Below are 25725 nucleotides of genomic sequence, written 5' to 3' on the forward strand. Positions count from 1 at the left end.
GCGCCCTCGGCCGACTGTGGATAACCCTCCGGTGGCCCGACGGCGGGGCCACCCGGTCCGAAGGTTGTCATGCCGGCCCCACCTGCAGGACGTGGGCCACTCGGACCTGCGGGTCGAGACGGACCCAGGGATGAGCTCCCCAGCCGTAGGTCTCGCCGGACAACAGGTCGTGTGCCACGAAGAACGGGGCGTTCTCGTCGCCCTCGGGAGCGCTGAGTCCGAGGGCGGAAAGGTCCAGGTGCACTACAGACTCCTGTGCGTTCCGCGGGTCCAGGTTCAGCACAACCACGATCACGTCGTCGTGCCGCGGGGCACGCCGATCGTTACCCCCTGCTCTCATGGTGCGGCCCTGCGGCGTCGCTGTCGCGCGCGAAACGTGATCGGCGGAGATCCGGCGCGAGTACGCGACCACCTGGCCGTTCGACGTGGGGTGAATGGTCAGGTTGCGGAGCTGCTGGAGCGCGGGGTGCGCGCGACGTACCTCGTTGAGCTTGCCGAGCAGCAGCGCGATCCCGTGCTCGTCGGCGGCGGCCCAGTCCCGCGGCCGGTACTCGTACTTCTCGTTGTCGATCTGCTCCTCCGCGCCGGGCCGCGGGGTGCTCTCCACGAGCTCGTAGCCCGAGTAGATGCCCCAGGTCGGCGAGCCGGTCGCGGCCAGCACCGCGCGCACGGCGAAGGCCGCGACGCCGCCGTCGGTCAGGTAGGGCGGCAGGATGTCGTGGGTGGTGGGCCAGAAGGACGGGCGCAGGACCGAGCCCTGCGGCCCGCTCACCTCGGCCAGGTACTCCTCGACCTCCTCCTTGGTGTTGCGCCAGGTGAAGTAGGTGTACGACTGGTGGAAGCCGATCCGCGCCAGCGTCTGCATCATCGCCGGCTTGGTGAACGCCTCCGACAGGAAGATGACCTCCGGGTTGGTCGCGTGCACCTCCGCCAGCAGCCACTCCCAGAAGTCCAGCGGCTTGGTGTGCGGGTTGTCGACGCGGAACAGCGTGACGCCCCGGTCGATCCACGTGCGGATCACGTCGAGGACCGCCGCGTACAGGCCGTCCGGGTCAGTGTCGAAGCTGAGCGGATAGATGTCCTGGTACTTCTTGGGCGGGTTCTCCGCGTACGCGATGGAGCCGTCCGCACGCACCACGAACCACTCGGGATGCTCGGTGACCCACGGGTGGTCGGGGGAGCACTGCAGCGCGATGTCCAGGGCCACCTCCATGCCCTGGGCGCGGGCCGCCGCGACGAAGGCCTTGAAGTCCTTCTCGGTGCCCAGGTCCGGATGGATCGCGTCGTGCCCGCCGTCGGCCGACCCGATCGCGTACGGGCTGCCCGGGTCGCCCGGCTGGGCGTCCAGCGTGTTGTTGCGGCCCTTGCGGAACGTGGTGCCGATGGGGGAGACCGGCGTCAGGTAGACGACGTCGAACCCCATCGCCGCGATACCGGGCAGCCGCTTCGCCGCCGTCCGGAACGTGCCGGAGACCCACGTGCCGTTCTTCTTCTGGTACGCGCCCTCCGAGCGGGGGAACATCTCGTACCAGGCCCCGGTCAGCGCGAGCCGCCGCGAGACCCGCAGCGGGTAGGCCTGAGACGCGGAGACGAGCTCGCGCAGGGGCGCACGGCGCAGCGCCTCCCGCACCTCGGGGGACGTCGCGACGGCGAACCGGGCCTCGGCCGGGCGGGTGGCGTCGCCCAGGGCGCGCCGGGCGGCGGTCAGTGCCCGCGCGGCGCGGGTGGTCCGGCCGCGGGCGACCAGGGCGTCGTCCGGCACCAGACGGCAGATCCTGTCGAACAGCCGCACGCCCTCGGCGAGCATCAGGTCGGTGTCGATGCCCGCCGCGATCTTGATCCCGGCGTCGTGCACCCACGTCGCGTACGGGTCGGACCACCCCTCGACGCGGAACGACCAGTCGCCCTCGGCGTCGGGCTGCAGAAAGCCGCGGAAGTGGTCCAGCCCGGGGGCGACGTCGACCATCGGAGCCCACGAGTGGTCGGATCCGTCCGGCGCGACGAGCACCGCCGTCGCGGAGACGGCGTCGTGCCCCTCGCGAAAGACCGTCGCCTCGATCGGAACCACCTCGCCCACCACGGCTTTCGCGGGCCACCGCCCGCCCTCGACGACAGGGGAGACCTCGAGGACGGGGATGCGGCCGATCCGGCCGGGAGAGGTGTACGGGCTCACCGGAACACGCTATCGACCGATAAGGGGGACTCGCCTTTCGGGCGCGCCGGGTTTCCGAACTGTTCATGGGGGAGCAACGCAGCGACGCGGTGAGGACGGTGTGCAGACCGGTTCGCACATCCCACCAGGCGAGGTGTGCTCACCCGGACATGTGCGTAGTCTTCGTCCGGTGAGAGCGATCCGCAGATTCACCGTCCGCACGGTCCTCCCCGAGCAGCTCGCTGCGCTCGACGAGCTGGCCCAGAACCTTCGCTGGTCCTGGCACGCGCCAACGCGCGAACTGTTCGCGAGCATCGATCCGGAGCTCTGGTCCGACGTCCGTGGCGACCCCGTCGCGCTGCTCGCCGCGCTCGGCTCCGACCGCCTCGCGGCGCTCGCCGCCGACGAGGCGTTCACCGGCCGCGTGCGCGCGGCGTCGGAGGACCTCCACCGCTACCTGCGGGACCCCCAGTGGTACCAGGGGCAGAAGACGGCGTCGGGCGGTGAGCTGCCACGGGCCATCGCCTACTTCTCGCCGGAGTTCGGCATCACCTCGGTGCTTCCGCAGTACTCGGGCGGGCTCGGCATCCTCGCCGGCGACCACCTGAAGAGTGCCTCCGACATGGGCGTGCCCATCGTCGGCGTGGGCCTGCTCTATGGCGCCGGCTACTTCCGGCAGTCGCTCACCCGCGACGCGTGGCAGGTGGAGACCTACCCGCTGCTCGACCCGGACGGCCTGCCGCTCGCGGTGCTGCGGGAGGAGGACGGCACGCCCGCCGTCATCTCGCTCGACCTGCCCGGCGGGCGCACGCTGCACGCGCACGTCTGGGTCGCCGCCGTCGGCCGCGTGCCGCTGCTGCTGCTCGACTCGAACGTGCCGGAGAACGACGACGCGGCCCGCAAGGTCACCGACCGCCTCTACGGGGGCGGCGGCGAGCACCGGCTCCAGCAGGAGCTGCTGCTCGGCGTGGGCGGCGTCCGTGCGCTGCGCGCCTGGTCGCGTCTCACGGGCGCGCCGGAGCCGGAGGTCTACCACACCAACGAGGGCCACGCGGGCTTCCTCGGTGTCGAGCGCATCCGCGAGCTCGTCGGGACCGGCCTGAGTGTCGGGGAGGCGCACGAGGCAGTGCGCGCCGCCACGGTCTTCACCACCCACACACCCGTTCCCGCCGGCATCGACCGGTTCCCGAAGGACCTGGTCAGCTCGTACTTCGGCGGTGACAACGCGATGGACGGCGTGCCGTTGGAGAGCGTGCTGGCGCTGGGCTCCGAGGACTACGACGGCGGCGACCCCACCGTGTTCAACATGGCGGTGATGGGCCTGCGGCTCGGCGGCCGCGCCAACGGCGTCTCGCTGCTGCACGGTCAGGTCTCGCGCCAGATGTTCGAGGGCCTGTGGCCCGGGTTCGACGCGCGCGAGGTGCCGATCAAGTCGGTGACCAACGGCGTGCACTCGCCCACCTGGGTCGCGCCCCGCCTGGCCGCCGTGGAGGCGGAGCGGATGGGGCTGGACCAGATCACGGCGCCCGAGGCGTCGTCCGCCTGGCTGGACCCGAACAAGGTGTCCGACGCCGAGCTGTGGGCCCTGCGCGGCGAGATGCGCGGTGAGCTCGTGGCCGAGGCCCGGCGCCGGGTCCGCAAGTCATGGCGCGAGCGCGGCGCGTCCCCCGCGGAGCTCGGCTGGATCGACGACATCCTGTCGCCCGACGTGCTGACCATCGGGTTCGCCCGCCGCGTGCCCACCTACAAGCGGCTCACGCTCATGTTGCGCGACCAGGACCGGCTCAAGGCGCTCCTGCTGCACCCCGAGCGGCCCGTGCAGCTGATCGTGGCCGGCAAGTCGCACCCGGCCGACGACTCCGGCAAGCGGCTCATCCAGCAACTCGTCCGGTTCGCCGACGACCCCGAGGTGCGGCACCGCATCGTGTTCCTGCCGAACTACGACATCGGCATGGCGCAGTCGCTGTACCCGGGCTGCGACGTCTGGCTGAACAACCCGCTGCGCCCGCTGGAGGCCTCCGGGACCTCCGGCATGAAGAGCGCGCTCAACGGTGGCCTGAACCTCTCTATCGAGGACGGCTGGTGGGCCGAGTGGTACGACGGCGAGAACGGCTGGGGCATCCCCACGGCCGACGGCGTCGAGGACGCCGACCGCCGCGACGACCTGGAGGCCGCCGCGCTGTACGACCTGGTGGAGTCCCAGGTGGCGCCCGCCTTCTACGACCGGACCGACGGCGTGCCGGGCCGCTGGCTCGAGATGGTGCGGCACACGCTCGCCACGCTGGGCCCGAAGGTGCAGGCGACGCGCATGGTCTCCGAGTACGTGCACGGCCTGTACGCGCCGGCCGCCGAGGCCGGCCGGCAGCTCCTGAGTGACGGTTTCGCCACGGCGAAGGATCTGGCGGGCTGGAAGGCCCACGTCCGCGACTCCTGGCCGCAGGTGCGCGTGGACCATGTGGAGTCCGCGGGTATCGGTGAGGCGGTGCAGGTCGGCGACCGGCTCACGGTGCGCGCCTACGTCTCGCTCGGCTCCCTGTCACCCGACGACGTGGACGTGCAGGTGGTGCACGGCCGGGTCACGGAGGCCGACGTCATCGACGAGTTCACCGCGGAGTCGCTCGCACTCACCGAGTCGTACGAGGCCGGGCGGCACGCGTTCGGCGGCGAGGTCGACCTGGACACCTCCGGTCCGTTCGGCTACACCGTGCGGATCGTGCCCCGGCACGCGCACCTGACGAGCGTCGCGGAACTTGGTCTGGTGGCCAACGCCTGACGATTCGCCGGACCTGTCGGACAGGTCGCCGATCCGCAACGGACAAAGCCCTTCGAGGGTGAGACGGGCCGTTGGCTGTCGGTTCGGCGACCTGGCCGACGCACGGCTCGCGGTGCGGGGCCGATTAGGTGAACTGACCCTGCGGTGTGGAGAGTGGACTCATGAAGATCAATGTGGACCGTGAAGCCTGCTGCGGCGCCGGTCAGTGCGTACTGCTCGCTCCCGACGTGTTCGGGCAGGACGAGGACGACCGGGTGGTGCTGCTCGACGAGCGCCCGGGGCCGGAGCTCGCGGACGCCGTGCAGGAAGCAGTGAGCATGTGCCCGACCGGCGTCATCTGGGTGGACCAGAACGCCTGACCGGCCTGGGGGGAATCGGCTTGGCGGCCTCGATGTCGGCGGCCGCCACCGTGACCTCTTCCGGCTCCCCGCGGCCGGGCACCGGATCGGTGCGCAGCCGCAGCCCGGCGTCGGACACCTCGACCACAAAACCGATCAGATCCGTCCAGCGGTGCGCCGTGCCGCCGTCGGACACGGCGGTACCGGTGGGCGCGAGGCGGCGCCTGACGACCACCCGGGTGCCGGGCCGGAGGGTGCGCCAGCCACCTGTCGGGGACGGCGGTGTAGCGAATGTCACGTCAGTTCTCTTTCCGCTGCGTGAGACCGGTGGGGATCTAGGCGTCTCCCGGGAGATACTAGGATCGCGCCGCAGGACCCGTCCCGCGGTACGCGCCATGCATGATCCTTAAGTCCGGAAGTGGAAGGACACCCTCGAAGTGACCTACGTGATCGCTCAGCCGTGCGTCGACGTCAAGGACCGGGCGTGCATCGAGGAGTGTCCCGTGGACTGCATCTACGAGGGCAGCCGCTCCCTGTACATCCACCCGGACGAGTGCGTGGACTGTGGTGCCTGCGAGCCGGTCTGCCCGGTCGAGGCCATCTACTACGAGGACGACGTCCCCGATGAGTGGAAGGACTACTACCGCGCGAACGTCGAGTTCTTCGACGACCTCGGCTCGCCCGGTGGTGCCGCGAAGATGGGCGTCATCGAGAAGGACGACCCGATGATCGCGGCCCTCCCGCCCCAGGCCTGACGTGGGTCTGCACGACCTGTCCGACCTGCCCTACCCCTGGGACTCGATCGCCGGCATCACGGCGACCGCGAAGGCCCACCCGGGCGGTCTGGTCGACCTGTCCATGGGTACGCCCGTGGACCCGACGCCCGAGGTCGTGCGGCACGCGCTCGAGGCGGCGTCCGACGCGCCGGGCTACCCGATGACGGCGGGCACGCCCGCGCTGCGCCAGGCCGTCGCCGACTGGTTCGCCCGGCGCCGGGGCGTGCCCGGGCTCGACCCCGCGGCCGTGGTGCCGACCATCGGGTCCAAGGAGCTCGTGGGCCTGCTGCCCTCGCTGCTCCACCTCGGGCCCGGCGACGTGGTCGTGCACCCGGCGGTCGCGTACCCGACCTACCTGGCGGGCATCCGCGCGGCGGGCGCCACGCCGCTCGCGACGGACGACATCGCCGACTGGGCGGGCCGGGACGACGTCAGGATGGTCTGGGTGAACAGCCCCGGCAACCCCACGGGCCGAGTGCTGGACGTCGGTGCCCTCCGTGCCGTGGTCGAGGCCGCTCGCGCCATCGGCGCCGTCGTCGTCTCCGACGAGTGCTACGCCGAGCTGGTCTGGGACCCGCCGTGGGATCCCGAGACGGGCGAGGGCAGGGTCCCGTCCGTGCTCGACCCGCGCGTGTGCGGCGGTTCGCACGACGGCCTGCTCGCCGCGTACTCCCTGTCGAAGCAGTCCAGCATCGCGGGCTATCGTGCGGCCTTCCTCGCGGGGGACGCCGCGCTGGTCGCCGACCTCACGCAGACCCGCAAGCACCTGGGCCTCATCGTGCCCGCCCCCGTGCAGGCCGCGATGACGGCGGCGCTGTCCGACGACGAGCACGTCGCGGCGCAGCGTGCGGTCTACGGTGCCCGGCGCCGGGCGCTCGCCCCCGCGATCGCGGCGGCGGGGCTCGTCGTGGAGGATTCAGGGGCCGGCCTGTACCTGTGGGTGGCGGCGCCGGACGGCCGATCCGGCCTGCGGGTCGCAGAATGGTTCGCGCAGCGGGGCATTCTGACCGCGCCCGGGCATCTGTACGGCGACGACAGGCATACGCGAGTCGCACTGACCTGTACTGACGCGCAGATTGCCGACGCTGTGTCACGCCTCACAGAGGCTTGACCGACGGATTGGAAAAAAAAGAGCTGGGCGCGATACTGTCGTGCCCCAGGTCGACGCTGTCCGACAGCTTTCTTCACAGCAGCGTCCCTCGTGCGCCATTCAGGAAGGAAGACATGACCTCCACACCGGTGGACGGCTCGAGCCGCGTCGAGCTCGCCGTCAACGGAACCACTCACACCCTGCCTGTCGTCGCCGCGAGCGAGGGCAATGACGGCATCGTCGTGTCGTCGCTGCTCAAGGACACCGGCCTGGTCACGGTCGATCCGGGCTTCATGAACACGGCGTCGTGCGAGTCAGCGATCACGTATATCGACGGCGACGCAGGCATCCTGCGCTACCGCGGGTACCCGATCGACCAGCTGGCCGCCGGCGCGGGCTTCCTCGAGGTGTCCTACCTCCTCATCTACGGTGAGCTGCCCAGCCCCGCGGAGCTGGACGCGTTCACCGAGCGGGTCAACCGCCACACCCTGGTGCACGAGGACTTCCGCACGTTCATGGGCACCTTCCCCCGGAACGCGCACCCGATGGCCGTGCTCGCCTCCGCGGTGAACGCGCTCTCCACGTTCTACCCGGAGTCGCTGGACCCCACCGACGACGAGCAGATCGACCTGGCCACCGTGCTGCTGCTCGCCAAGACGCGCACCATCACGTCCTACCTGCACCGTCGCCGGGTGGGCGAGCCGCTGCTCTACCCGGACTACTCGCGCGGGTACGTCGAGGACTTCCTCCGCATGACGTTCGCGACGCCGTACGAGGCGTACGAGGCCGACCCGACGATCGTGGACGCCCTGGAGAAGCTCCTGATCCTGCACGCGGACCACGAGCAGAACTGCTCCACGTCGACCGTGCGTGTGGTGGGCTCGTCCAACGCTGACCTGTACGCGTCGGTGGCCGCGGGCGTCAACGCGCTGTCGGGCCCGGCACACGGCGGCGCCAACGAGGCGGTGCTGGCCATGCTCGAGCGGATCCGTTCGGGCGGCGAGACCGTCGAGACCTTCATGGACAAGGTCAAGAACAAGCAGGACGGCGTGCGCCTGATGGGCTTCGGCCACCGCGTGTACAAGTCGTACGACCCGCGCGCCGCGATCGTGAAGAAGTCCGCCGACGAGGTGCTGGAGAAGCTCGGGGCCAAGGACGAGCTGCTCGACATCGCGCGCGGCCTCGAGGAGATCGCCCTCTCGGACGACTACTTCGTGGAGCGCAAGCTCTACCCGAACGTGGACTTCTACACCGGCCTCATCTACAAGGCCATGGGCTTCGACCCCGCCATGTTCACGCCGCTGTTCGCGCTGGGCCGCATGCCCGGCTGGATCGCCCAGTGGCGTGAGATGAAGAAGGACCCGCAGACGAAGATCGGACGCCCCCGCCAGGTGTACACGGGTGCCACGGAGCGCCCGTTCATCCCGGCCGGCATGCGCTGACGCCACGGGGCGAGGCCCTCGCGCCTACCCAGCAGCTTGGCCCAGAACTCACACGAGTTCTGGGCCAAACTGCTGGGTAGGCGCATTCCGGCCCGGGTGGGAGGCGTGCGCCAGCGTGATCGGATCGTTGCTCCGGGCGGCGATAGTTTTGTCGTCAGTGTCACCGGGCGGGGCTAGTTTGGCTCCGTGAGTCGAGCCACCCTCCTTGCCCGCCGGTCGACGGCGCACCGCGGGCTGCTCGCGCTCGTCTGGCTGCTGGTCGCGGTGCTCACGGGGGCGCTGGGCGTCACGGTCGGCTGGACGCAGGCCGCCGCCACCGCTGGTGCCCGTGAGGGGCTCGCGGCCGCCGAGCCGTCCGGCCGGGCTCTGCAGCTCGCCACCCGGATGGCGGACGGTGCCGAGGCCGACGTGCAGGACGCCCAGGTCCAGCAGGTCCTGGCCGGCCTGCTCGACGGCGTACCGCATCACGTCGCCTACGACGTGCGGACCGAGGCGCTGTACACGCGGGGCGGCGCGGGGGAGGACCTGGGCCGCTGGTCGGTAGCCCTCCTGCCGGCCGCGTCGCGAGAGGAGGCCCTGGCGGGCACGGGCACGTCGGGCGTCACCCTGGTGGACGGGGCGTGGCCCGCCGCCGCCGACGAGGCAGCGGTGCAGGCCGACGCCGCGGAGGCGGCCGGCCTGGCGATCGGTGACACGATCCGGCTCGGCGTCGACCCCGAGAGTCCGCGGGCCACCGGCACACCGCTCACCATCGCGGCGACCTGGCGCGTCACGGGCCCCGACGACGCGGTCTGGCTGGACGATCCCGCGATGCTGACGGGGTCGGACGGCGCCTATCCCGGCCCGGTCGTGGTGACCCGGGAGGTGCTCGACGCACTGGAGACCGATCCGTTCGCCCGCTGGACGGTGGTACCCGACGGGGCCGCGCTCACCCCGGCGCACCTGCCGGCCCTCGCGGCGCTCACCGCCGAGGTCGAGCGTGGCCTGGGCGAGGACTCCACCGTGGCGCCCCGCGGCCTGACCGTCGCCGGCACGCTCGACACGACGGCCGCCGACCTCGCGGCCGGGCTCGACGCCGCGGACGCCGTCGCCCTGGTGCCGCTCTGCCTGCTGGCGCTCGTGGGTCTGGTCGCGCTGGTCCAGGTGGCGCGGCTGCTGGCCGCCACCCGGGAGGGAGAGGTCGCGCTGCTCGTCTCGCGCGGAGCGGCGCCCGGGACGGTGACCGCGGCGGCCGTCGTGGAGGGGGCACTGCTGGCGCTCACCGCCGCGGCGGCGGGTGGAGCGACGGCGTGGGCCGCGCTGCGGATCGTCGCCCGGTCCGACTCCGGCGCCGGCGTCTCCGCCGTGACACCGGTGGTCGTCTCGCTGGCGGTCGCCGTCGTGGCGACGGCGACGCTCGTGCTGGTCGCCGCGCTGCAGGCGCACGCGGCTGTGCGCCGGCAGGTGACCGACCGTTCGGGGCGCGTGCACCAGGTCGCGGCGCTGGGCACGGTGGTGCTGACGTTGGCCGCCGCCGTGGTGAGCGTGATGCAGCTGCTGCGCTACGGCTCACCTCTCCTGACCACGCCTGACGGCGCGCGCACCGACCCCGCGGCGGCCGCCGCGCCTGCCCTCGTGCTGGCCGCGCTCGCCGTGGCGGCGATGGCGGTGCTCGGGCCGGCCACGCGCCTGTGGGCGGCCCTCGCCGGCCGGTCGCGCGGCGCCGTCGGGCCGCTGGCGGCACGACAGGTGGCCCGGCGGCTCGTCGTGTACGTGGTGCCGGTGGTCCTGCTCGTGCTCGCGGGCGGTGCCGCGACCCTGGCCGGCGGTTACACCGGCACGGCGGAGCGGCTGCGGGCCGACGTCGACGTGCTCGCCAACGGTGCCGACGTGCGGGTCAAGGCGCCCGAGAACGGGCGACTCGACCCGGCGCCGTACCTGCCGGACGGTTCGGGGGCTGCCTCATCGGTCCCGGACGCCGTCGCCGCGGCACCCGCGCTGTCCACCACGGCCTACTCCGACGGGCGCCCGGTCACCATGCTCGCGCTCCCGGCGGCCGAGATCTCCGCCGTCATGCGTGCGCCCGCCGAGGTGCTCGACGTCGACCGGGTGGCCGAGGACCTGGCCGCCGACGCGTTCGCCGCCGCGCCCGCGCTCCCTGCCGACGCCCGCGACCTCGGGCTCACGCTGAGCGGCTGGATCCGCCCGGCCGCGGGCACGACCACGCCCGAGGGCGCGCCCCCGCACCAGCTGGACGTGTCGGTCCTGCTCGCCGCGCCGGACGGGACGATGACCACGGTCGAGCTCGGGCAGCTCGCGGAGGGCGACGGGACCGGCAGCACCCTCGGCCCTGACCTGGGGACCCACGAGCTGTCCGCCGAGGTGCCGCCGCCTCCGGCAGGTCAGGCCTGGCACGTCGCCGCGCTGGACGTGGACATCCAGCCGGGCTGGTCGACGGCCGACACGGTGCTGTCCGTGGCCGGGCTCACAGCGGGCGGGGAACCCGTGGAGCCGCCTGAATGGACACGGTCCGAGACGTTCGACGGCCCTACCGGGCTGGAGCTGAGCCCCGACTCGCCGGCCGGCCGGCTCGACCTCACCATGCCGCTCGGCGACGGCGCGACAGGGGCCAGCAGGCTGCGCCTCCTCACCACGCCCGAACCGGAACCGATCCCGCTCCTCGTCTCCTCGTCGTTGAAGGAGGCACTGAGCATCGACCCGGGCGACACCTTCGAGCTCACGCTCGGCGGGTCACGCCTGCCGGTCGTCGCGGTCGCGGCGTCGGGGACGGTGCCCGGCGCGCTCGAGCCGTACGCCGCCCTGCTGGACCGGGGCGCGCTCGCCGAAGCGCTCGTCCGGAACGTGAACGACCCGGTCGTCACCAGCGAGGTGTGGCTGGCCGCGGGCCCGCCCGGCGCCACCGCACCCGCCGGCGCCGTGGCCCGCCTGGCCCAGGACGCGACCGTGGAGGCAGAAGCCACCGGCGACACCGTCCGCGAGCAGCCGACCGTCACGACACCGGGTTACGGCACCACCGACACGGCGGTACCCGTACGCGTCTCGTTCTGGCTCGCGGCCGCGGGCGCGACGGTGCTCGCCCTGGCCGGCGTGCTCGCGATCGCTGTGGCGACCCTGCGCGAGCGGCGCGGCGAGGTGATCGTGCTGCGCGCCGTCGGGCTCGGCCCCGTCGCGCAGGCACGGGCGCGCGCCGCCGAGCTGATCGCCGTCGGCCTCGTGGCGCTCGCGGTCGGGGCCGTCGCGGGGTGGGTGGTGGCCCGGTTCACGGCCGGCGGTCTCGCGGCCGCGACGCTGACCGGCATCGACGCGGCACCGCCCGCCCGCTTCGTCCTGGAGACCGCGGGGACCAGCCTGGTGCTGGCCGCGGCACTGGCAGGTCTTGTGGTGGCCGCGGTCTGGGTGGGTGGCCGCGTCGCCGCACAGGCCCGCGACACCACCTACCGTGAGGAGGTTCGCTGATGGGCGCACTGTCCGGGCTGGGCCTGCTCGCGCGGCGCCAGCTGCGCACGTCCTGGGGTGCCACGGCGACGCTCGGCGTGGTCGCGTTCCTCGCGGCCGGCGTGCTGTCGACGGCGCCGCGTGCCGTCGCGACCATGCACGCGGACCAGGTGGCCTACGAGACGGCCAAGGCCTCGGGTCTGGCTCGAGACGTGATCTCGGTGGCCGGGGCAGTCCCCGGGCAACTGCCCGCGGACGGGTTCTACGACCCGGACAGCATGGGGTCCGGTGTGCCTGCCGAGCCGGACTGGGCACCGTTTCTCGCCAACCTGGACACCGTGCGTGCTGAGACGCCGGAGCCGCTCCGCTCGGTGATGGAAGCGCCGAACTTCCACGTGACCTCTGCCGATCTGGCGTACACCGACCCGACGGCCGGTTCCCAGCTGGCCGAGGCCAAGGTCTACCTCCGCACGGCCACCGACCTGAGCGAGCATGCGGAGCTCGTCGAGGGGCGCTGGCCCGCCGCGACCGCGCAGCCCGTGTTCGGCGGCGACGACGACCAGTTCCTTCCACAGCCCACGGAGCCGGCCCCGCCGTTCGAGGTGGCCGTCTCGCGCGCTGTCGCCGAGTCCTACGGCTGGGAGGTCGGGGGCCGGTACGGCAACCTGCCTGGCTCGGGCGTGATCGCGCTGTCCGACCGTTATCCCTCCTTGGTCGTGACCGGCATCTTCGAGACCGGGGACCCGGACGCCGACTACTGGCTGCACCATGCCCTCGGAGCCAGGGCCTCCGTGATCGCAGACCCCAACCGGGGCCTGCTGGGCACTGCCGCCGCGTACGTGGACCCCGCCATGATCACGCCGCTGACGTTCGGGATGGCCGAGACCCGCGTCTGGTACCCGGTGGACACCGACGGCGTGACGGCCGCCGAGGTGCCGCTGCTCCTGGCTCAGGCCAACGGCCAGGCTGCCAAGACCCTCCTCGTCGAAGCGGAACCCGGCGACCCCGCACCACTCCAGCTGCGGCCCAGTACCCGCCTCACCGAGATCCTGCAGAGCCTGCTCGCTCAGCGCACCGGCGTCGACGCGATCGTCGCCGTCCTCGCCGTCGGACCGCTCGGTGCGACCGTCGCCGTCCTCGCCCTCGGCGCGCGGCTCGTCGTCGACCGGCGCCGGACGGCGCTCGCCCTCCTGCGCGCCCGCGGGGCCTCCGGGACACAGCTCCGCCTGCTCATGGGCGGTGAAGGGCTGGTCGTAGGGTTCGGCTCGGCGATCGCCGGGTTCGCGGCCGGGCTCGCCCTCTCCGCGGGCCTCGGGCTGGACGCGCCGGTCACCGTGAGCCAGGTGGCGCTCGCCGTCGCCGCGGGCCTCGCACCGGCGGCTGCCCTCGCCCTCGCCACGTCTCCCGCCGGGCTCCGGGCGACCAGGGCAGATCTCGCGCCCCGCTCGCGCAGCCGTCTGCGCTGGGTGCTCGAGGTGCTGGTCGTCGCAGGCGCGGCACTCGCCGCCTGGCTCCTGCTCTCCCGCGGGGTCGTGGCAGGCTCGGGCGCCGGGACCGGTGTCGATCCGCTCGTGGCCGCGGCGCCCCTGCTGGTCTCCCTCGCGCTGACCCTGCTCGCGGTGCGCGCCTACCCCTGGATCGCGCTCGCCGTCGAGCGGGCACTCGCGCCACGGCGCGACCTCGTCCCGTTCCTCGGTGCCGCCCGCGCTACGCGCGACCCGGCCGGCGGACCCATCCCGGCGGTCGCGCTCGTCCTGGCCGTGGCCGTCGCGGCGACCTCCGCGGTGCTGTACTCGACCGTCTCCGGCGGCGTGGTGCGTGAGGCCTGGCGCGCGACCGGCGCCGATCTCCGGATCTCCGGCCCGATAGTCGACGTCCCGGCGGCCGACCAGATCGCCGCGCTCGACGGTGTCGAGGCGGTGGTTCCCGTCGGCGACCTGGGCGACGGGGTGCTGCAGAGCGACAGCGGCTCCCCGCGCGCCGAGGTCTACACGGTGGACGCGGCGGCGCTCGCCACAGCCCAGGCAGACGTAGCCGGAGCGCCCGAGACGCTCGGCGAGCTGGCCCGGGCGACCGGCTCCGGCGGGGCGGACGACACCGTGCCCGTGATCCTCACCCGGTCGGCCGCCGGCCCCGGTGTCGGCCCGGGCAGCACCGGGATCACCCTCGCGACCCAGGAGGGCAGCGTCCCCGTGACCGTGGTCGACGTGGTCGACGAGCTGCCCGGCCTGCCCGCCGGCCGCTCGCTCGTCCTCGCCGACACGGAGCGGCTCACCGCGGGCACGGGCGACACCGTCTATGCGCGGCTCGCGCTCGTCGACCTGACCGACGACGCCGACCGCTCCGCCGTCACCGCCGAGATCACGGCCCTGCTGCCGTCGTCCGTGGTGGAGGACCCGGACCAGGAGGCCGAGGAGATGCTGTCGGCGCCCGTCTCGGGTGGCCTGGTCGTCGCCTTCGTGCTGGCCGTGCTGCTCGCCGGACTGCTCTGCGCGGCAGCGGTGGTGATGACGCTGATGCTCGCCGCGCCCGCCCGCGCCCGGCTGCTCGCGTTCCTGCAGACGCTCGGCCTGTCGCCGCGCCAGGGGCGCGGGCTCGTCGGCTGGGAGATCGGGCCGTGGGCGGTGGTCGCGCTCGCGGTGGGTGCCGTGCTCGGCGTGGCGGTGCCGTCGCTGGTGCTGGCCGCGGTGGACGTCACGGCCCTGACCGGGGGCACCGTGCAGCCCGCACCGCAGTACGACCCGCTGCTGCTCGGTGCGGCCGCCGCGGGATTCGTCGTGGTGGTGCTCGCCTCCGTCGGCGTCGCGGCGGCGCTGAGCCGGCGCGGCGAGGTCGCCGCGCAGCTCCGCATGGGCGGCGACGACTGAGGATGACCCGAACATGACGACCGTTGACCCAGGCGTTCGAGAGGAGACCCGATGAGCACGACCATCGAGCTGACGGGCGGCGGCGCGCCGGCATCGGCCGAGCCGGCGGGCGGCGGCGAGATCCGGTGCGGCGACCTGGTCCGGATCTTCGCCACCGACGGCGTCGAGGTGCAGGCCCTGCAGGGCCTCACGCTGAGCGTCGACCCGGGCGAGATCGTCGCCGTCGTCGGCGCGTCCGGTTCCGGGAAGTCCACGCTGCTGACGATCCTCTCCGGCCTGGACACGCCGACGGGCGGGTCCGCCGTGGTGGCGGGCACCGACCTGCTGACCATGGGGCACGCCGAGCGGGTGCGCTACCAGCGGTCGACCGTCGGCTTCGTGTGGCAGCAGACCTCACGCAACCTCCTGCCGTACCTCACGGCGAGCGAGAACGTGCGGCTCCCGCTGGAGCTGGCGGGCACGCTGCCGCGCCGAGAGCGGTCGCGCCGGGTGCAGGCGTTGCTCGAGCTGCTCGAGGTGGGCCACGTGGCCGGCCGGCGGCCGGGCGAGATGTCCGGCGGGGAGCAGCAGCGGACGGCGATCGCCGTCGCCGTGGCGAACAACCCGCGCGTGCTGCTGGCGGACGAGCCCACCGGCGAGCTGGACGAGGCCACCTCCGTCGAGGTGCTGGAGGCCCTGCGCGGTGTGAACCGCGAGACCGGCGTGACCACCCTGATCGTGACGCACGACCCGACGGTGTCCGAGCACGTGGCGCGCACCGTCCAGATCCGCGACGGCCGCACCTCGACGGAGACGCTGCGGCGCACGGAGACCGACGAGCACGGCCAGGCGCGGCACGTGTCCGAGGAGTTCGCGGTGCTCGACCGGGTGGGCCGCCTCCAGCTGCCTCAGGACTTCGTCCACGCGCTCGACCTGCGTGACCGCGTGCGGCTGGCGCTCGAGCCGGACCACGTGGGCGTCTGGCCGGCGGCGCCCGCCCCGGCGGTCGAGCCCCGCGAGACCGAGGAGGACCGATGACCACCACCGCTCCGACGCGCACCGTGCTGCGGGCCCGCAGCCTCTCCCGGGTCTTCGGGACCGGGGCAGGCGAGGTGCGCGCCCTGTCGGACGCGTCGCTCGAGGTCGCGGCGGGCGAGCTGCTCGTGGTGCGCGGCCCGTCCGGCTCGGGCAAGACGACGCTGCTGAACCTGCTGGGCGGTCTGGACCGTCCGACGTCGGGCAGCGTGTGGCTGGGCGACTCCGAGCTGACGGCGCTGGGGGAGAAGGCGGTGCTCACCGCCCGGCGCGAGCGGATCGGCTACGTGTTCCAGTCGTTCGGACTGGTGCCCGTGCTGTCCGCGGCCGAGAACGTCGAGGTGCCGCTGCGGCTGCGCCGCACCCCGCCGGCCGAGCGGGCCGACCGGGTGGCCGCCGCGCTGGCCGCCGTGGGGCTGGCCGGGCACGCGAAGCAGCGGCCGTACGAGCTCTCGGGTGGTCAGCAGCAGCGGGTGGGCATCGCCCGCGCGCTCGTGGCCGAGCCCGAGGTCCTGCTCGCGGACGAGCCCACCGGGCAGCTCGACTCCGGGACGGCCGCCGTGGTGATGGATCTGCTCGCCCGAGTGGTGCACGAGAGGGGCGTCGCCGCCGTCGTGTCGACGCACGACCCGGAACTCATGGCGCGGGCCGACCGCGTCGTGGAACTGCACGACGGGCAGGTGGTGGACCGGGGCAACGGGTGAATTTCCTGATGGAGGCCCCCTTCGCACCTTTGTTACGGCTATGAGAACCGCCTGGTCAGAACTGTTACCGAGTGTTACCCGCGCGTACCGAGATGGTCACAACTCGGTGGCGTTTCCTGTGAGGTGGTCATCGGCATCTGCATGGAGCGGCTACGTTAGGTCTGTTATCACTGGGCGCAAAGAAGCGTCCGCATCGCTCCGGTCGGCAACCCGTCGAACCGGGGTGAACTGCTACCCAGGAGGACACGTGACACCTCGAAAGCGACTTGTGGGGCTGAGCGCCTTCGCGCTCGCATCCGCGCTCGTGCTGACGGCTTGTGGTGGTGGCGGTGGCGAAGAGCCCCCCGCCGAGGGCGAGTCGACCGGCATCGTGACGGTCGGCAACGGCGAGCCGCAGAACCCGCTGATTCCGGCAAGGACGAACGAGGTCTTCGGTGGCCTCGTCGTCACGAACATCTTCGCAGGCCTCAGCTACTACGACGCCGAGGGCGCGGTACACAACGAGGTCGCCGAGTCGATCGAGTCGGAAGACAACCAGACCTGGACTGTGACGCTGCAGGACGGCTGGGAGTTCTCGGACGGGACGCCGGTGACGGCCTCCAGCTTCGTCGACGCCTGGAACTGGGCTGCCTACGGCCCCAACGGCGCCAACCTCGCCTCCTTCTTCTCGTCCATCGAGGGCTTCGGTGAGGCCCAGGGCGAGTACGAGATCGACGACGAGGGCAACGTCAAGGTCCTCACGGAGCCCGAGACCGAGACGATGTCCGGCCTCGAGGTCGTGAGCGAGACCGAGTTCACCATCAAGCTCGCCCAGCCGGAGTCGGACTTCCCGATCCGCCTCGGCTACGCCGCGTACTACCCGCTGCCCGAGGTGTTCTTCGACGACCCGGAGGCCTTCGGCGAGAAGCCGGTCGGCAACGGTCCGTACGTGCTCGAGAGCTGGGAGCACGACTCGGCCATCAACCTGGTCCCGAACGACTCCTACGACGGTGACCGCAAGGCGCAGAACGGCGGCATCGAGCTGGTCGCCTACACCGACGAGGACGCGCAGTACAACGACCTGCTGTCCGGCAACCTGGACATCGTCCAGAACGTGCCGGCGTCGGCCTTCGCCACCTTCGAGGACGAGCTGGGTGACCGCGCCGTCAACCAGCCCTCGGCCACCCTCGGCGCCATGGCGGTGCCCGAGTGGGTCGAGGAGTTCTCTGGTGAGGCCGGCCTGATGCGCCGTCACGCCCTCTCGATGGCGATCAACCGTGAGCAGATCACCGAGACGATCTACGCCGGTGCGCGTACCCCGGCGAGGGACTTCACCTCCCCCGTCATCGCCGGCTGGAGCGACTCCATCCCGGGCAGCGAGTACCTCGACTACAACCCCGAGGAGGCCAAGAAGCTCTGGGACGAGGCCGAGCAGATGGAGCCCTGGGGCGACAAGGTCCTCGAGATCCACACCAACACCGACTCCGACCACCAGGAGTGGGTCGAGGCGGTCTGCAACGGCTACAAGAACGACCTCGGCATCGAGTGCGAGATGGTCGGCTACCCGACGTTCGACGAGTTCCTCAACGAGCGTGACAAGGGCAAGGGCGGCAAGATCGACGGTCTGTTCCGCTCCGGCTGGGCCGCTGACTACCCGTCCCTGCAGAACTACCTCGGCCCGATCTACACCGAGGCGGCGCTCGCGGGCTCGAACGACTCCAAGTACGTGAGCGAGGACTTCGAGGCCAAGCTGACCGAGGCGGCCGGTGCCCCGAGCGTGGACGAGGCCAACGCGCTCTACAACGAGGCGCAGGAGATCCTGTTCCAGGACATGCCCGGCATCCCGCAGTGGTACTACAACACCACCGCCGGTTACTCGGAGCTGGTGGAGAACGTCGAGTTCGGCTGGGACGACGCTCCGCTGCTGTACCAGGTGACCAAGACGGAGTGATCGTGGTCACGTCCGGCCCCCCGGACGCGATCCGTCACACCAGGTGAGAGGCGGGGCACGCAGCGTGCGCGCCCCGCCTTCCCCTGTGCCGTGGCCAGAACCCCTGGACGTGTCCGGGAGAATGGTCCGCGGCAATCGACCAAGGAGACCAATCGATGCTCTGGTACATCGGCCGCCGGCTGCTACAGGTGATCCCTGTGTTCCTCGGCGCCACGCTGCTGCTCTATGCCCTGGTGTTCCTGCGCCCTGGCGACCCCGTGGCCGCACTCGGTGGTGACCGTGGCCTGCCTCCAGCGGCGGAGGCAGCGATCCGCGATGCGTACCACCTGAACGAGCCCTTCATCGTTCAGTACCTGTATTACCTGAAGGGGATCTTCACTCTCGACATGGGCGTGACCTTCACCGGTCGCCCTGTCGTCGAGGTGATCGCCCAGGCGCTGCCGGTCACGTTCCAGCTCGCGGCCATGGCGATCGTCTTCGAGACCGTGTTCGGTATCGGCTTCGGCCTGTTCGCGGGCCTGCGCAAGGGCAAGATCTTCGACTCCGCCGTGCTGGTGTGGAGCCTGCTCCTCATCGCGCTGCCGACCTTCGTCGTCGGCTTCGTGCTCCAGATCGTGGTGGGTGTGCAGCTCGGGTGGCTGCCGGTCACCGCCGGACGAGACCCTGACTTCGTCAGCCTGCTCATGCCCGCGATAGTGCTGGCGAGCGTCTCCTTCGCCTACATCCTGCGACTCACGCGCACGTCGGTGGTGGAGAACGTCACGGCCGACTTCGTGCGGACCGCGCGAGCCAAGGGCCTGCCCCGCGACAAGGTCGTCACGCGGCACGTGCTGCGAAACTCGCTCATCCCCGTCGTCACGTTCGTCGGCGCCGACCTGGGCAACCTCATGGCGGGCTCGATCGTGACCGAGGGCATCTTCAACATCAACGGTGTGGGCGGAACGCTCTACAACGCGATCATCCGTGGCGAGAACGTCACGGTGGTCTCGCTCACCACGGTGCTCGTCGTCTTCTACATCGTCGCGAACCTGCTCGTGGACCTGCTGTACGCCGTTCTGGACCCGAGGATCCGTTATGCCTGACAACGCGAACGCCATGCCACGCCCCGGCCAGCGCCACTACGTGGCACCGCCGGAGGACGTGAAGGTCGAGGTCGTCGACGCCCTCGACGCGTCGGAGGCACCGTCCAGCATGTGGCGGGAGGCCTGGCGCGAGATGCGCCACCGCCCGCTGTTCTGGGCCTCCGCCGTGCTGATCGCCCTCGTGGTGACGGCCTCGGTCGTGCCCAGCCTGTTCACACCGGTGGACCCGACCTCGTGCAACCTGGACAACTCGCTCGGTGCGCCGACGTCGGGTCACATCTTCGGCTTCGACAAGCAGGGCTGCGACATCTACGCCCGCACCATCTACGGTGCCCAGGCGTCGGTGCTCGTCGGTGTCCTGGCCACCGTCTTCGTGACCATCCTCGGTACGGTCGTCGGCGCGGTGGCGGGCTACTACGGCGGATGGTTCGACACGATCCTGTCGCGTATCACCGACATCTTCTTCGCCGTTCCGCTCGTTCTCGCGGCCATCGTGATCATGAGCCTCGCGGCGACCCGCACGTCGCTCGTCGTGGCAACCGTGCTGGCGCTGTTCGGCTGGACCTCGATCGCGCGCATCACGCGTGGCGCGGTGCTCAGCGTCAAGAACAACGAGTTCGTCACGGCGGCCAAGGCGCTCGGCATGGGCCGTGGGGCGATCCTGGTCAAGCACGTGCTGCCCAACTCCTCGGCGCCGATCATCGTGTACTCCACGGTGGCGCTGGGCGTGTTCATCGTCGCCGAGGCCACGCTGAGCTTCCTCGGCATCGGGCTGCCTCTGTCCACCGTCTCGTGGGGTGGTGACCTGAACAAGGGGCAGGTCTCGATCCGAGTCGCTCCGGAGATCATGATCTACCCCGCCACAGCGCTCGCGCTCACCGTCCTCGGCTTCATCATGCTGGGCGACGTCGTGCGCGACGCCCTCGACCCGAAGGCTCGGAAGCGATGACGACGACGATCACTCTGACGGACGGCTCCACCGAGGACGTCCCGGTGGTGGAGCCCAAGCCGGACGCCCGCTCGCCGCTGCTCGAGATCAAGGACCTGCGGATCTCGTTCACCACGGCCTCCGGCACCGTCGACGCCGTCCGCGGCGTGGACCTCACGGTCTATCCCGGCCAGTCGGTGGCGATCGTGGGCGAGTCGGGCTCCGGCAAGTCGACGACCGCGCACGCGATCATCGACCTGCTGCCGGGCACCGGCAAGGTGACCGGCGGCTCCATCATGTTCGGTGGACGCGAGCTGATCGGCCTCAAGCGCAAGGAGACCGAGGACCTGCGCGGGCGCGAGATCGGCCTGGTACCGCAGGATCCGATGTCGAACCTGAACCCGGTGTGGCGCATCGGCACGCAGATCGACGAGGCCCTGGTCGCCAACGGCTTCCCGGGCAGCAAGGCGGAGCGCACGGCGCGCGTCGCCGAGCTGCTCGGCGAGGCAGGCCTGCCCGATGCCGCACGGCGTGCACGCCAGTACCCGCACGAGTTCTCCGGCGGGATGCGCCAGCGTGCGCTCATCGCGATCGGCCTGGCATCCCGGCCGAAGCTGCTCATCGCGGACGAGCCGACGTCGGCCCTCGACGTCACGGTCCAGAAGAAGATCCTGGACCACCTGGAGGGCCTGACCGCCGATCTCGGCACGGCAGTCCTCTTCATCACGCACGACCTGGGTCTCGCCGCGGAGCGTGCCGAGCACCTCATCGTGATGTACAAGGGCAAGATCGTGGAGTCGGGTCCGGCGGTCCAGATCCTCCAGGACCCGCAGCACGAGTACACCAAGCGGCTCGTGGCCTCGGCGCCGTCGCTGGCGTCGCGCCGCATCCAGTCCGCGCACGAGCGCGGCACGGAGGCCGATGACCTGCTCGCCGAGCACGCTGACGAGGTCGAGACCACGGCGCCCGACGTCGTGGTGGCGAAGGACCTGACCAAGGTGTTCCAGATCCGGGGCTCGCGCCCCGGCTCGCACTCCGAGTTCACGGCCGTCGACAGCATCGACTTCACGCTGCCGAAGGGCCACACGCTCGCCCTGGTGGGCGAGTCCGGTTCCGGCAAGTCCACGGCGGCCAACATGGTGCTGGGACTGCTCGAGCCGACGTCGGGCACCGTCATGTTCGACGGCAAGGACGTCGCGAAGCTGTCGCGGAAGGAGCAGTTCGCGCTGCGCCGCCGTGTGCAGCCCGTGTTCCAGAACCCGTACGGCTCGCTGGACCCGCTGTTCTCGGTCTACCGGTCGATCGAGGAGCCGCTCGTCCTGCACCGCGTGGGCGACCGCAAGTCCCGCGAGGCGCGGGTTCGCGAGCTGCTCGACATGGTCTCCCTGCCGCAGGCGACCATGCGCCGGTTCCCGAACGAGCTGTCGGGCGGTCAGCGGCAGCGCATCGCCATCGCGCGGGCGCTGGCGCTCAAGCCCGAGGTACTCGTGCTCGACGAGGCCGTCTCGGCGCTCGACGTGCTGGTCCAGGCGCAGATCCTGACGCTGCTCAACGATCTGCAGGCCGAGCTGGGACTGTCGTACCTCTTCATCACGCACGACCTCGCGGTCGTGCGGCAGATCGCCGACCTCGTGGCCGTGATGAAGGACGGCAGCATCGTGGAGCAGGCGACCACCGACGAGGTGTTCGACAACCCGCAGCAGGAGTACACGCGGGACCTGCTGGCGGCCATCCCGGGCGCGAGCCTGGAGATCGGCGGCTGACCTCGGGGCCGCCCTGAGCGTCCCCACCGGTCGAAGCGTGACAACGCCGGCCGAGCTCCTCGAGACCCAGGTCTCGAGGAGCTCGGCCGGCGTTGTGCGTCCCACCAGCGGTTCCGTGCGTTCGACCGGCGAGGATCGCACGGGTTGTTCTCGGAACAGTGACACGGTCGACACCTGGTGATTTCGATTCGCGGGTAGGATGGGTGGTGCTGCGAGACCGGTCCACTTCGGACCAGAGTCCGCGCCCCTGACCTCCCTTCTGGAAATGAGTGCTCCGTGACCGTGCCTGCAACCGCGCCGACCTCGGTCCGTGCGACCCGTTCCGACCTTCGAAACGTCGCGATCGTGGCCCACGTCGACCACGGCAAGACCACGCTCGTGGACGCCATGCTCCGGCAGTCCGGGTCCTTCGGTGCCCGGCAGCATCTCGAGGACCGCGTGATGGACTCCGGCGACCTGGAGCGTGAGAAGGGCATCACGATCCTCGCCAAGAACACCGCGATCCGGTACTCCGGCCCGTCGGCCGCGGCCAACGGCGAGCCCGACGGCATCACGATCAACGTGATCGACACCCCTGGCCACGCCGACTTCGGCGGTGAGGTCGAGCGCGGCCTCTCGATGGTCGACGGCGTCGTGCTGCTCGTCGACGCGTCCGAGGGCCCGCTGCCCCAGACCCGGTTCGTGCTGCGCAAGGCGCTGGCGGCGAAGCTGCCCGTCATCGTCGTGGTGAACAAGGTGGACCGTCCGGACGCTCGCATCACCGAGGTCGTCGCCGAGACCACCGACCTGCTGCTCGGCCTGGCCAGCGACCTGTCCGACGAGGTCGAGGACCTCGACCTGGACGCCATCCTTGACGTCCCCGTCGTGTACGCGTCGGCGAAGGCCGGCCGTGCCTCCACCGAGCAGCCCGCCGACGGCGGCCTGCCCGCCAACGAGGACCTCGAGCCGCTGTTCGCGACCATCCTCGAGAAGACCCCGGCACCGACCTACGAGGAGGACATGCCGCTGCAGGCGCACGTCACCAACCTCGACGCGTCGCCGTTCCTCGGTCGCCTCGCCCTGCTGCGCATCCACAACGGCACCCTGGTCAAGGGCCAGAACGTCGCGTGGGCCCGCCACGACGGCTCGCTGCAGACCGTGAAGATCACCGAGCTGCTGGAGACCAAGGCGCTCGACCGCGTGCCGACCGACAAGGCCGGCCCCGGTGAGATCGTCGCCGTCGCCGGTATCGCCGACATCATGATCGGCGAGACCCTGACGGACGTCGACGACCCGCGCCCGCTGCCGCTCATCACCGTCGACGACCCGGCGATCTCGATGACCATCGGTATCAACACCGGCCCGCTCGCGGGCAAGGGCGGCAAGGGCCACAAGGTCACCGCCCGCCAGGTGAAGGACCGCCTCGACGCCGAGCTCGTCGGTAACGTCTCGCTCAAGGTCCTCCCGACCGAGCGTCCTGACGCCTGGGAGGTGCAGGGCCGTGGTGAGCTGGCCCTGGCCATCCTCGTCGAGCAGATGCGCCGTGAGGGCTTCGAGCTCACGGTCGGCAAGCCGCAGGTCGTCACCAAGATGGTCGACGGCAAACTGCACGAGCCGATGGAGCGCATGACCATCGACGTGCCCGAGGAGTACCTCGGCTCCGTCACGCAGCTCCTCGCGCAGCGCAAGGGCCGCATGGAGACCATGACGAACCACGGCACCGGTTGGGTCCGCATGGAGTTCATGGTCCCGGCGCGCGGCCTCATCGGCTTCCGCACGCAGTTCCTCACGGACACCCGCGGTACCGGTATCGCGGCGTCGATCTCCGAGGGCTACGAGCCCTGGCACGGCCCGATCGAGTCGCGCATGACCGGCTCGCTCGTCTCCGACCGCGCCGGCAAGGTCACGCCGTTCGCCATGATCAACCTGCAGGAGCGCGGCTCCTTCTTCGTGGAGCCCACGCAGGAGGTGTACGAGGGCATGATCGTCGGAGAGAACTCGCGCAACGAGGACATGGACGTCAACATCACCAAGGAAAAGAAGCTGACGAACATGCGCTCCGCCAGCGCGGACAACTTCGAGAACCTGATCCCGCCGCGCAAGCTCACGCTCGAGGAGTCCCTGGAGTTCGCGCAGGAGGACGAGTGCGTCGAGGTCACGCCCGAGGTCGTGCGCATCCGCAAGGTGCTGCTCAACGCCACGGACCGCGCCCGTGCGACGGCTCGGGCCAAGCGCAACTGACCCTCGCCCTTCGCTGAGTGCTGGGTATTTGCGGATGAACGACCGTTCTGACCGCAAATACCCAGCACTCAGTCTTTTCGCTGGCGGGGCTTTCTCGGGCGGCGTGCTTGCCGTCCACGCGCATCCCGACGACGAGACGCTGACGACCGGTGCCCTGCTGGCGGCCTTCGCGGCGGCCGGGCTTCCGGCCTGCGTGGTGACCTGCACCCGCGGGGAACGGGGCGAGGTCATCGCCCTGCCGGGGACTACGTCGGAAGGCCGGGCCGGTCTCGAGGGCGACGGACCGGCGCTCGGCGCCTACCGCGAGACCGAGCTCGCCGCTGCCCTGGCGCAGCTGGGCGGCGGCGTCGAGGGCGCCGTGGAGCATGCCTTCCTGGACGCGCTCCCGCTGCCGGGCCCCCGGGTGAGTCGGTCGAAGCACGTGCCGGACGCGTCAGGTGGCGTGCGATACGAGGACTCCGGCATGACCTGGGTGGCGCCCGGCGTCGCCGGCCCGGCACCGGACTCCCCGCCGACGGCGTTCGCGAGGGTGCCGCTCGACGAGCCCGCCGGCCGGCTCGCAGCCCTCGTCCGTGCGCGGCGCCCCGCCGTCGTCGCCACGTACGAGCCCGGCGGTGGCTACGGACACCCTGACCATGTGCGCTCGCACATGGTGGCGGTCCGGGCGCTCGAGCTCGCGGCGGATCCTGCCTGGCGGCCCGGCGATGAAGGTGCGCCGGCGGGGGAGGGTGCGCCGGACCCCGTCGTCGGACGGTGGGACGAGCCCTGGGCCGGTGCGGAGCTGTGGCAGGCGGTCGCGCCGGCGGACGAGCTGCGCGAGGCGCGAGCGACGCTCGCGGCACTCCCGGAGGCGACCGGACTGGCCGCGGCCGAGGCCCTCACGTTCCCGGACCCGACCGCCCCGCTGCCGCCGTTGGCGAAACCCGACCTGTCCGCGTGGTCGGCAGATGGTCAGGTGATCGGCAGTTCGAGCGGCCGATCACCTGACGTTCTGCCGATCACCCGGTCCGGCCGGGTGGTGCGGGTGGGTGTCGCGGGGATCGTCGGGCGGGTTGTCGCGGGGCTGCGGGCGCATGCTTCGCAGGTTCAGCATGCGACGGTCCTGACGCGGCCCGAGGGCACGGTCGCCGGGTGGTACGCCCTGTCCAACGGCGTGCTCGCCCCGATCCTCACCTTCGAGACGTACCTCGTCGGTCCGGCTGGATAGCCAC

17 protein-coding genes are annotated in these 25725 nt (G+C 71.6%); 15 read left to right on the top strand and 2 right to left on the bottom strand.

Annotated elements, in window-relative coordinates; all coding sequences use genetic code 11:
• Nucleotides 1-67 precede the first annotated feature (67 nt).
• A complete protein-coding gene (locus LUU90_RS19545) occupies nt 68-2173 on the bottom strand; it encodes an alpha-1,4-glucan--maltose-1-phosphate maltosyltransferase (RefSeq protein WP_275005495.1) in 2106 nt (701 codons plus the stop codon).
• Nucleotides 2174-2342: 169 nt separating this feature from the next.
• Here LUU90_RS19545 and glgP point away from each other — a divergent pair, with 169 nt between their 5' ends.
• Both glgP and LUU90_RS19555 read left to right on the top strand, forming a co-directional pair.
• Nucleotides 2343-4925, top strand: coding sequence for an alpha-glucan family phosphorylase (glgP, locus tag LUU90_RS19550; RefSeq protein WP_275005497.1), 2583 nt, complete (start codon nt 2343-2345; stop codon nt 4923-4925).
• 161 nt (nt 4926-5086) lie between these two features.
• A complete protein-coding gene (locus tag LUU90_RS19555) occupies nt 5087-5284 on the top strand; it encodes a ferredoxin (RefSeq protein ID WP_275005499.1) in 198 nt (65 codons plus the stop codon).
• Here the strand turns inward: LUU90_RS19555 and LUU90_RS19560 are convergent.
• On the bottom strand, nt 5259-5561 hold the full coding sequence (locus tag LUU90_RS19560; protein ID WP_275005501.1) for a DUF6725 family protein: 303 nt from the start codon (nt 5559-5561) through the stop codon (nt 5259-5261). The two genes, LUU90_RS19555 and LUU90_RS19560, sit on opposite strands and share 26 nt — an antisense overlap.
• Before the next feature lie 139 nt (nt 5562-5700).
• Between LUU90_RS19560 and fdxA the strand changes: the two genes are divergently transcribed.
• The 13 genes from fdxA to LUU90_RS19625 all read left to right on the top strand — a co-directional run bounded on the left by fdxA (nt 5701) and on the right by LUU90_RS19625 (nt 25721).
• Nucleotides 5701-6018, top strand: a complete 318-nt coding sequence (fdxA, locus tag LUU90_RS19565) for a ferredoxin (protein WP_020017584.1) — start codon at nt 5701-5703, stop codon at nt 6016-6018.
• A gap of 1 nt (nt 6019) precedes the next feature.
• Nucleotides 6020-7150, top strand: coding sequence for a succinyldiaminopimelate transaminase (gene dapC / locus LUU90_RS19570; RefSeq protein ID WP_275005502.1), 1131 nt, complete (start codon nt 6020-6022; stop codon nt 7148-7150).
• 113 nt (nt 7151-7263) lie between these two features.
• Entirely contained in the window at nt 7264-8571 is a 1308-nt protein-coding gene (locus LUU90_RS19575) for a citrate synthase (RefSeq protein WP_275005504.1), read from the top strand.
• Between the two features lie 186 nt (nt 8572-8757).
• The gene (locus LUU90_RS19580; RefSeq protein WP_275005505.1) at nt 8758-12027 is read left to right on the top strand and encodes an FtsX-like permease family protein; all 3270 of its coding nucleotides are present in this window, start codon (nt 8758-8760) and stop codon (nt 12025-12027) included.
• Nucleotides 12027-14873 carry an FtsX-like permease family protein gene (locus LUU90_RS19585; RefSeq protein ID WP_275005506.1) on the top strand — a complete coding sequence of 949 codons (2847 nt, stop codon included), beginning with the start codon at nt 12027-12029 and terminating at the stop codon, nt 14871-14873. The genes LUU90_RS19580 and LUU90_RS19585 overlap by 1 nt, the downstream gene beginning before the upstream one ends.
• Nucleotides 14874-14924: 51 nt before the next feature.
• Nucleotides 14925-15890, top strand: a complete 966-nt coding sequence (locus tag LUU90_RS19590; protein ID WP_275005509.1) for an ABC transporter ATP-binding protein — start codon at nt 14925-14927, stop codon at nt 15888-15890.
• Nucleotides 15887-16591 carry an ABC transporter ATP-binding protein gene (locus tag LUU90_RS19595; protein ID WP_275005511.1) on the top strand — a complete coding sequence of 235 codons (705 nt, stop codon included), beginning with the start codon at nt 15887-15889 and terminating at the stop codon, nt 16589-16591. Before LUU90_RS19590 ends, LUU90_RS19595 begins: the two co-directional genes overlap by 4 nt.
• A gap of 247 nt (nt 16592-16838) precedes the next feature.
• Nucleotides 16839-18521 (top strand): peptide ABC transporter substrate-binding protein, encoded by a 1683-nt coding sequence (locus LUU90_RS19600; protein WP_275005512.1) that lies wholly within the window; start codon nt 16839-16841, stop codon nt 18519-18521.
• Between the two features lie 155 nt (nt 18522-18676).
• On the top strand, nt 18677-19603 hold the full coding sequence (locus LUU90_RS19605) for an ABC transporter permease (protein WP_275005513.1): 927 nt from the start codon (nt 18677-18679) through the stop codon (nt 19601-19603).
• The gene (locus tag LUU90_RS19610; protein WP_275005514.1) at nt 19596-20552 is read left to right on the top strand and encodes an ABC transporter permease; all 957 of its coding nucleotides are present in this window, start codon (nt 19596-19598) and stop codon (nt 20550-20552) included. Before LUU90_RS19605 ends, LUU90_RS19610 begins: the two co-directional genes overlap by 8 nt.
• A complete protein-coding gene (locus tag LUU90_RS19615) occupies nt 20549-22294 on the top strand; it encodes a dipeptide ABC transporter ATP-binding protein (RefSeq protein ID WP_275005515.1) in 1746 nt (581 codons plus the stop codon). The genes LUU90_RS19610 and LUU90_RS19615 overlap by 4 nt, the downstream gene beginning before the upstream one ends.
• A 276-nt stretch (nt 22295-22570) precedes the next feature.
• A complete protein-coding gene (typA, locus tag LUU90_RS19620) occupies nt 22571-24514 on the top strand; it encodes a translational GTPase TypA (RefSeq protein WP_425596264.1) in 1944 nt (647 codons plus the stop codon).
• A gap of 103 nt (nt 24515-24617) precedes the next feature.
• Nucleotides 24618-25721, top strand: coding sequence for a PIG-L family deacetylase (locus tag LUU90_RS19625; RefSeq protein WP_275005517.1), 1104 nt, complete (start codon nt 24618-24620; stop codon nt 25719-25721).
• Nucleotides 25722-25725 lie beyond the last annotated feature (4 nt).

Source organism: Promicromonospora iranensis (assembly GCF_028994775.1).
GTDB classification, from domain to species: Bacteria; Actinomycetota; Actinomycetes; order Actinomycetales; family Cellulomonadaceae; genus Promicromonospora; species Promicromonospora iranensis_A.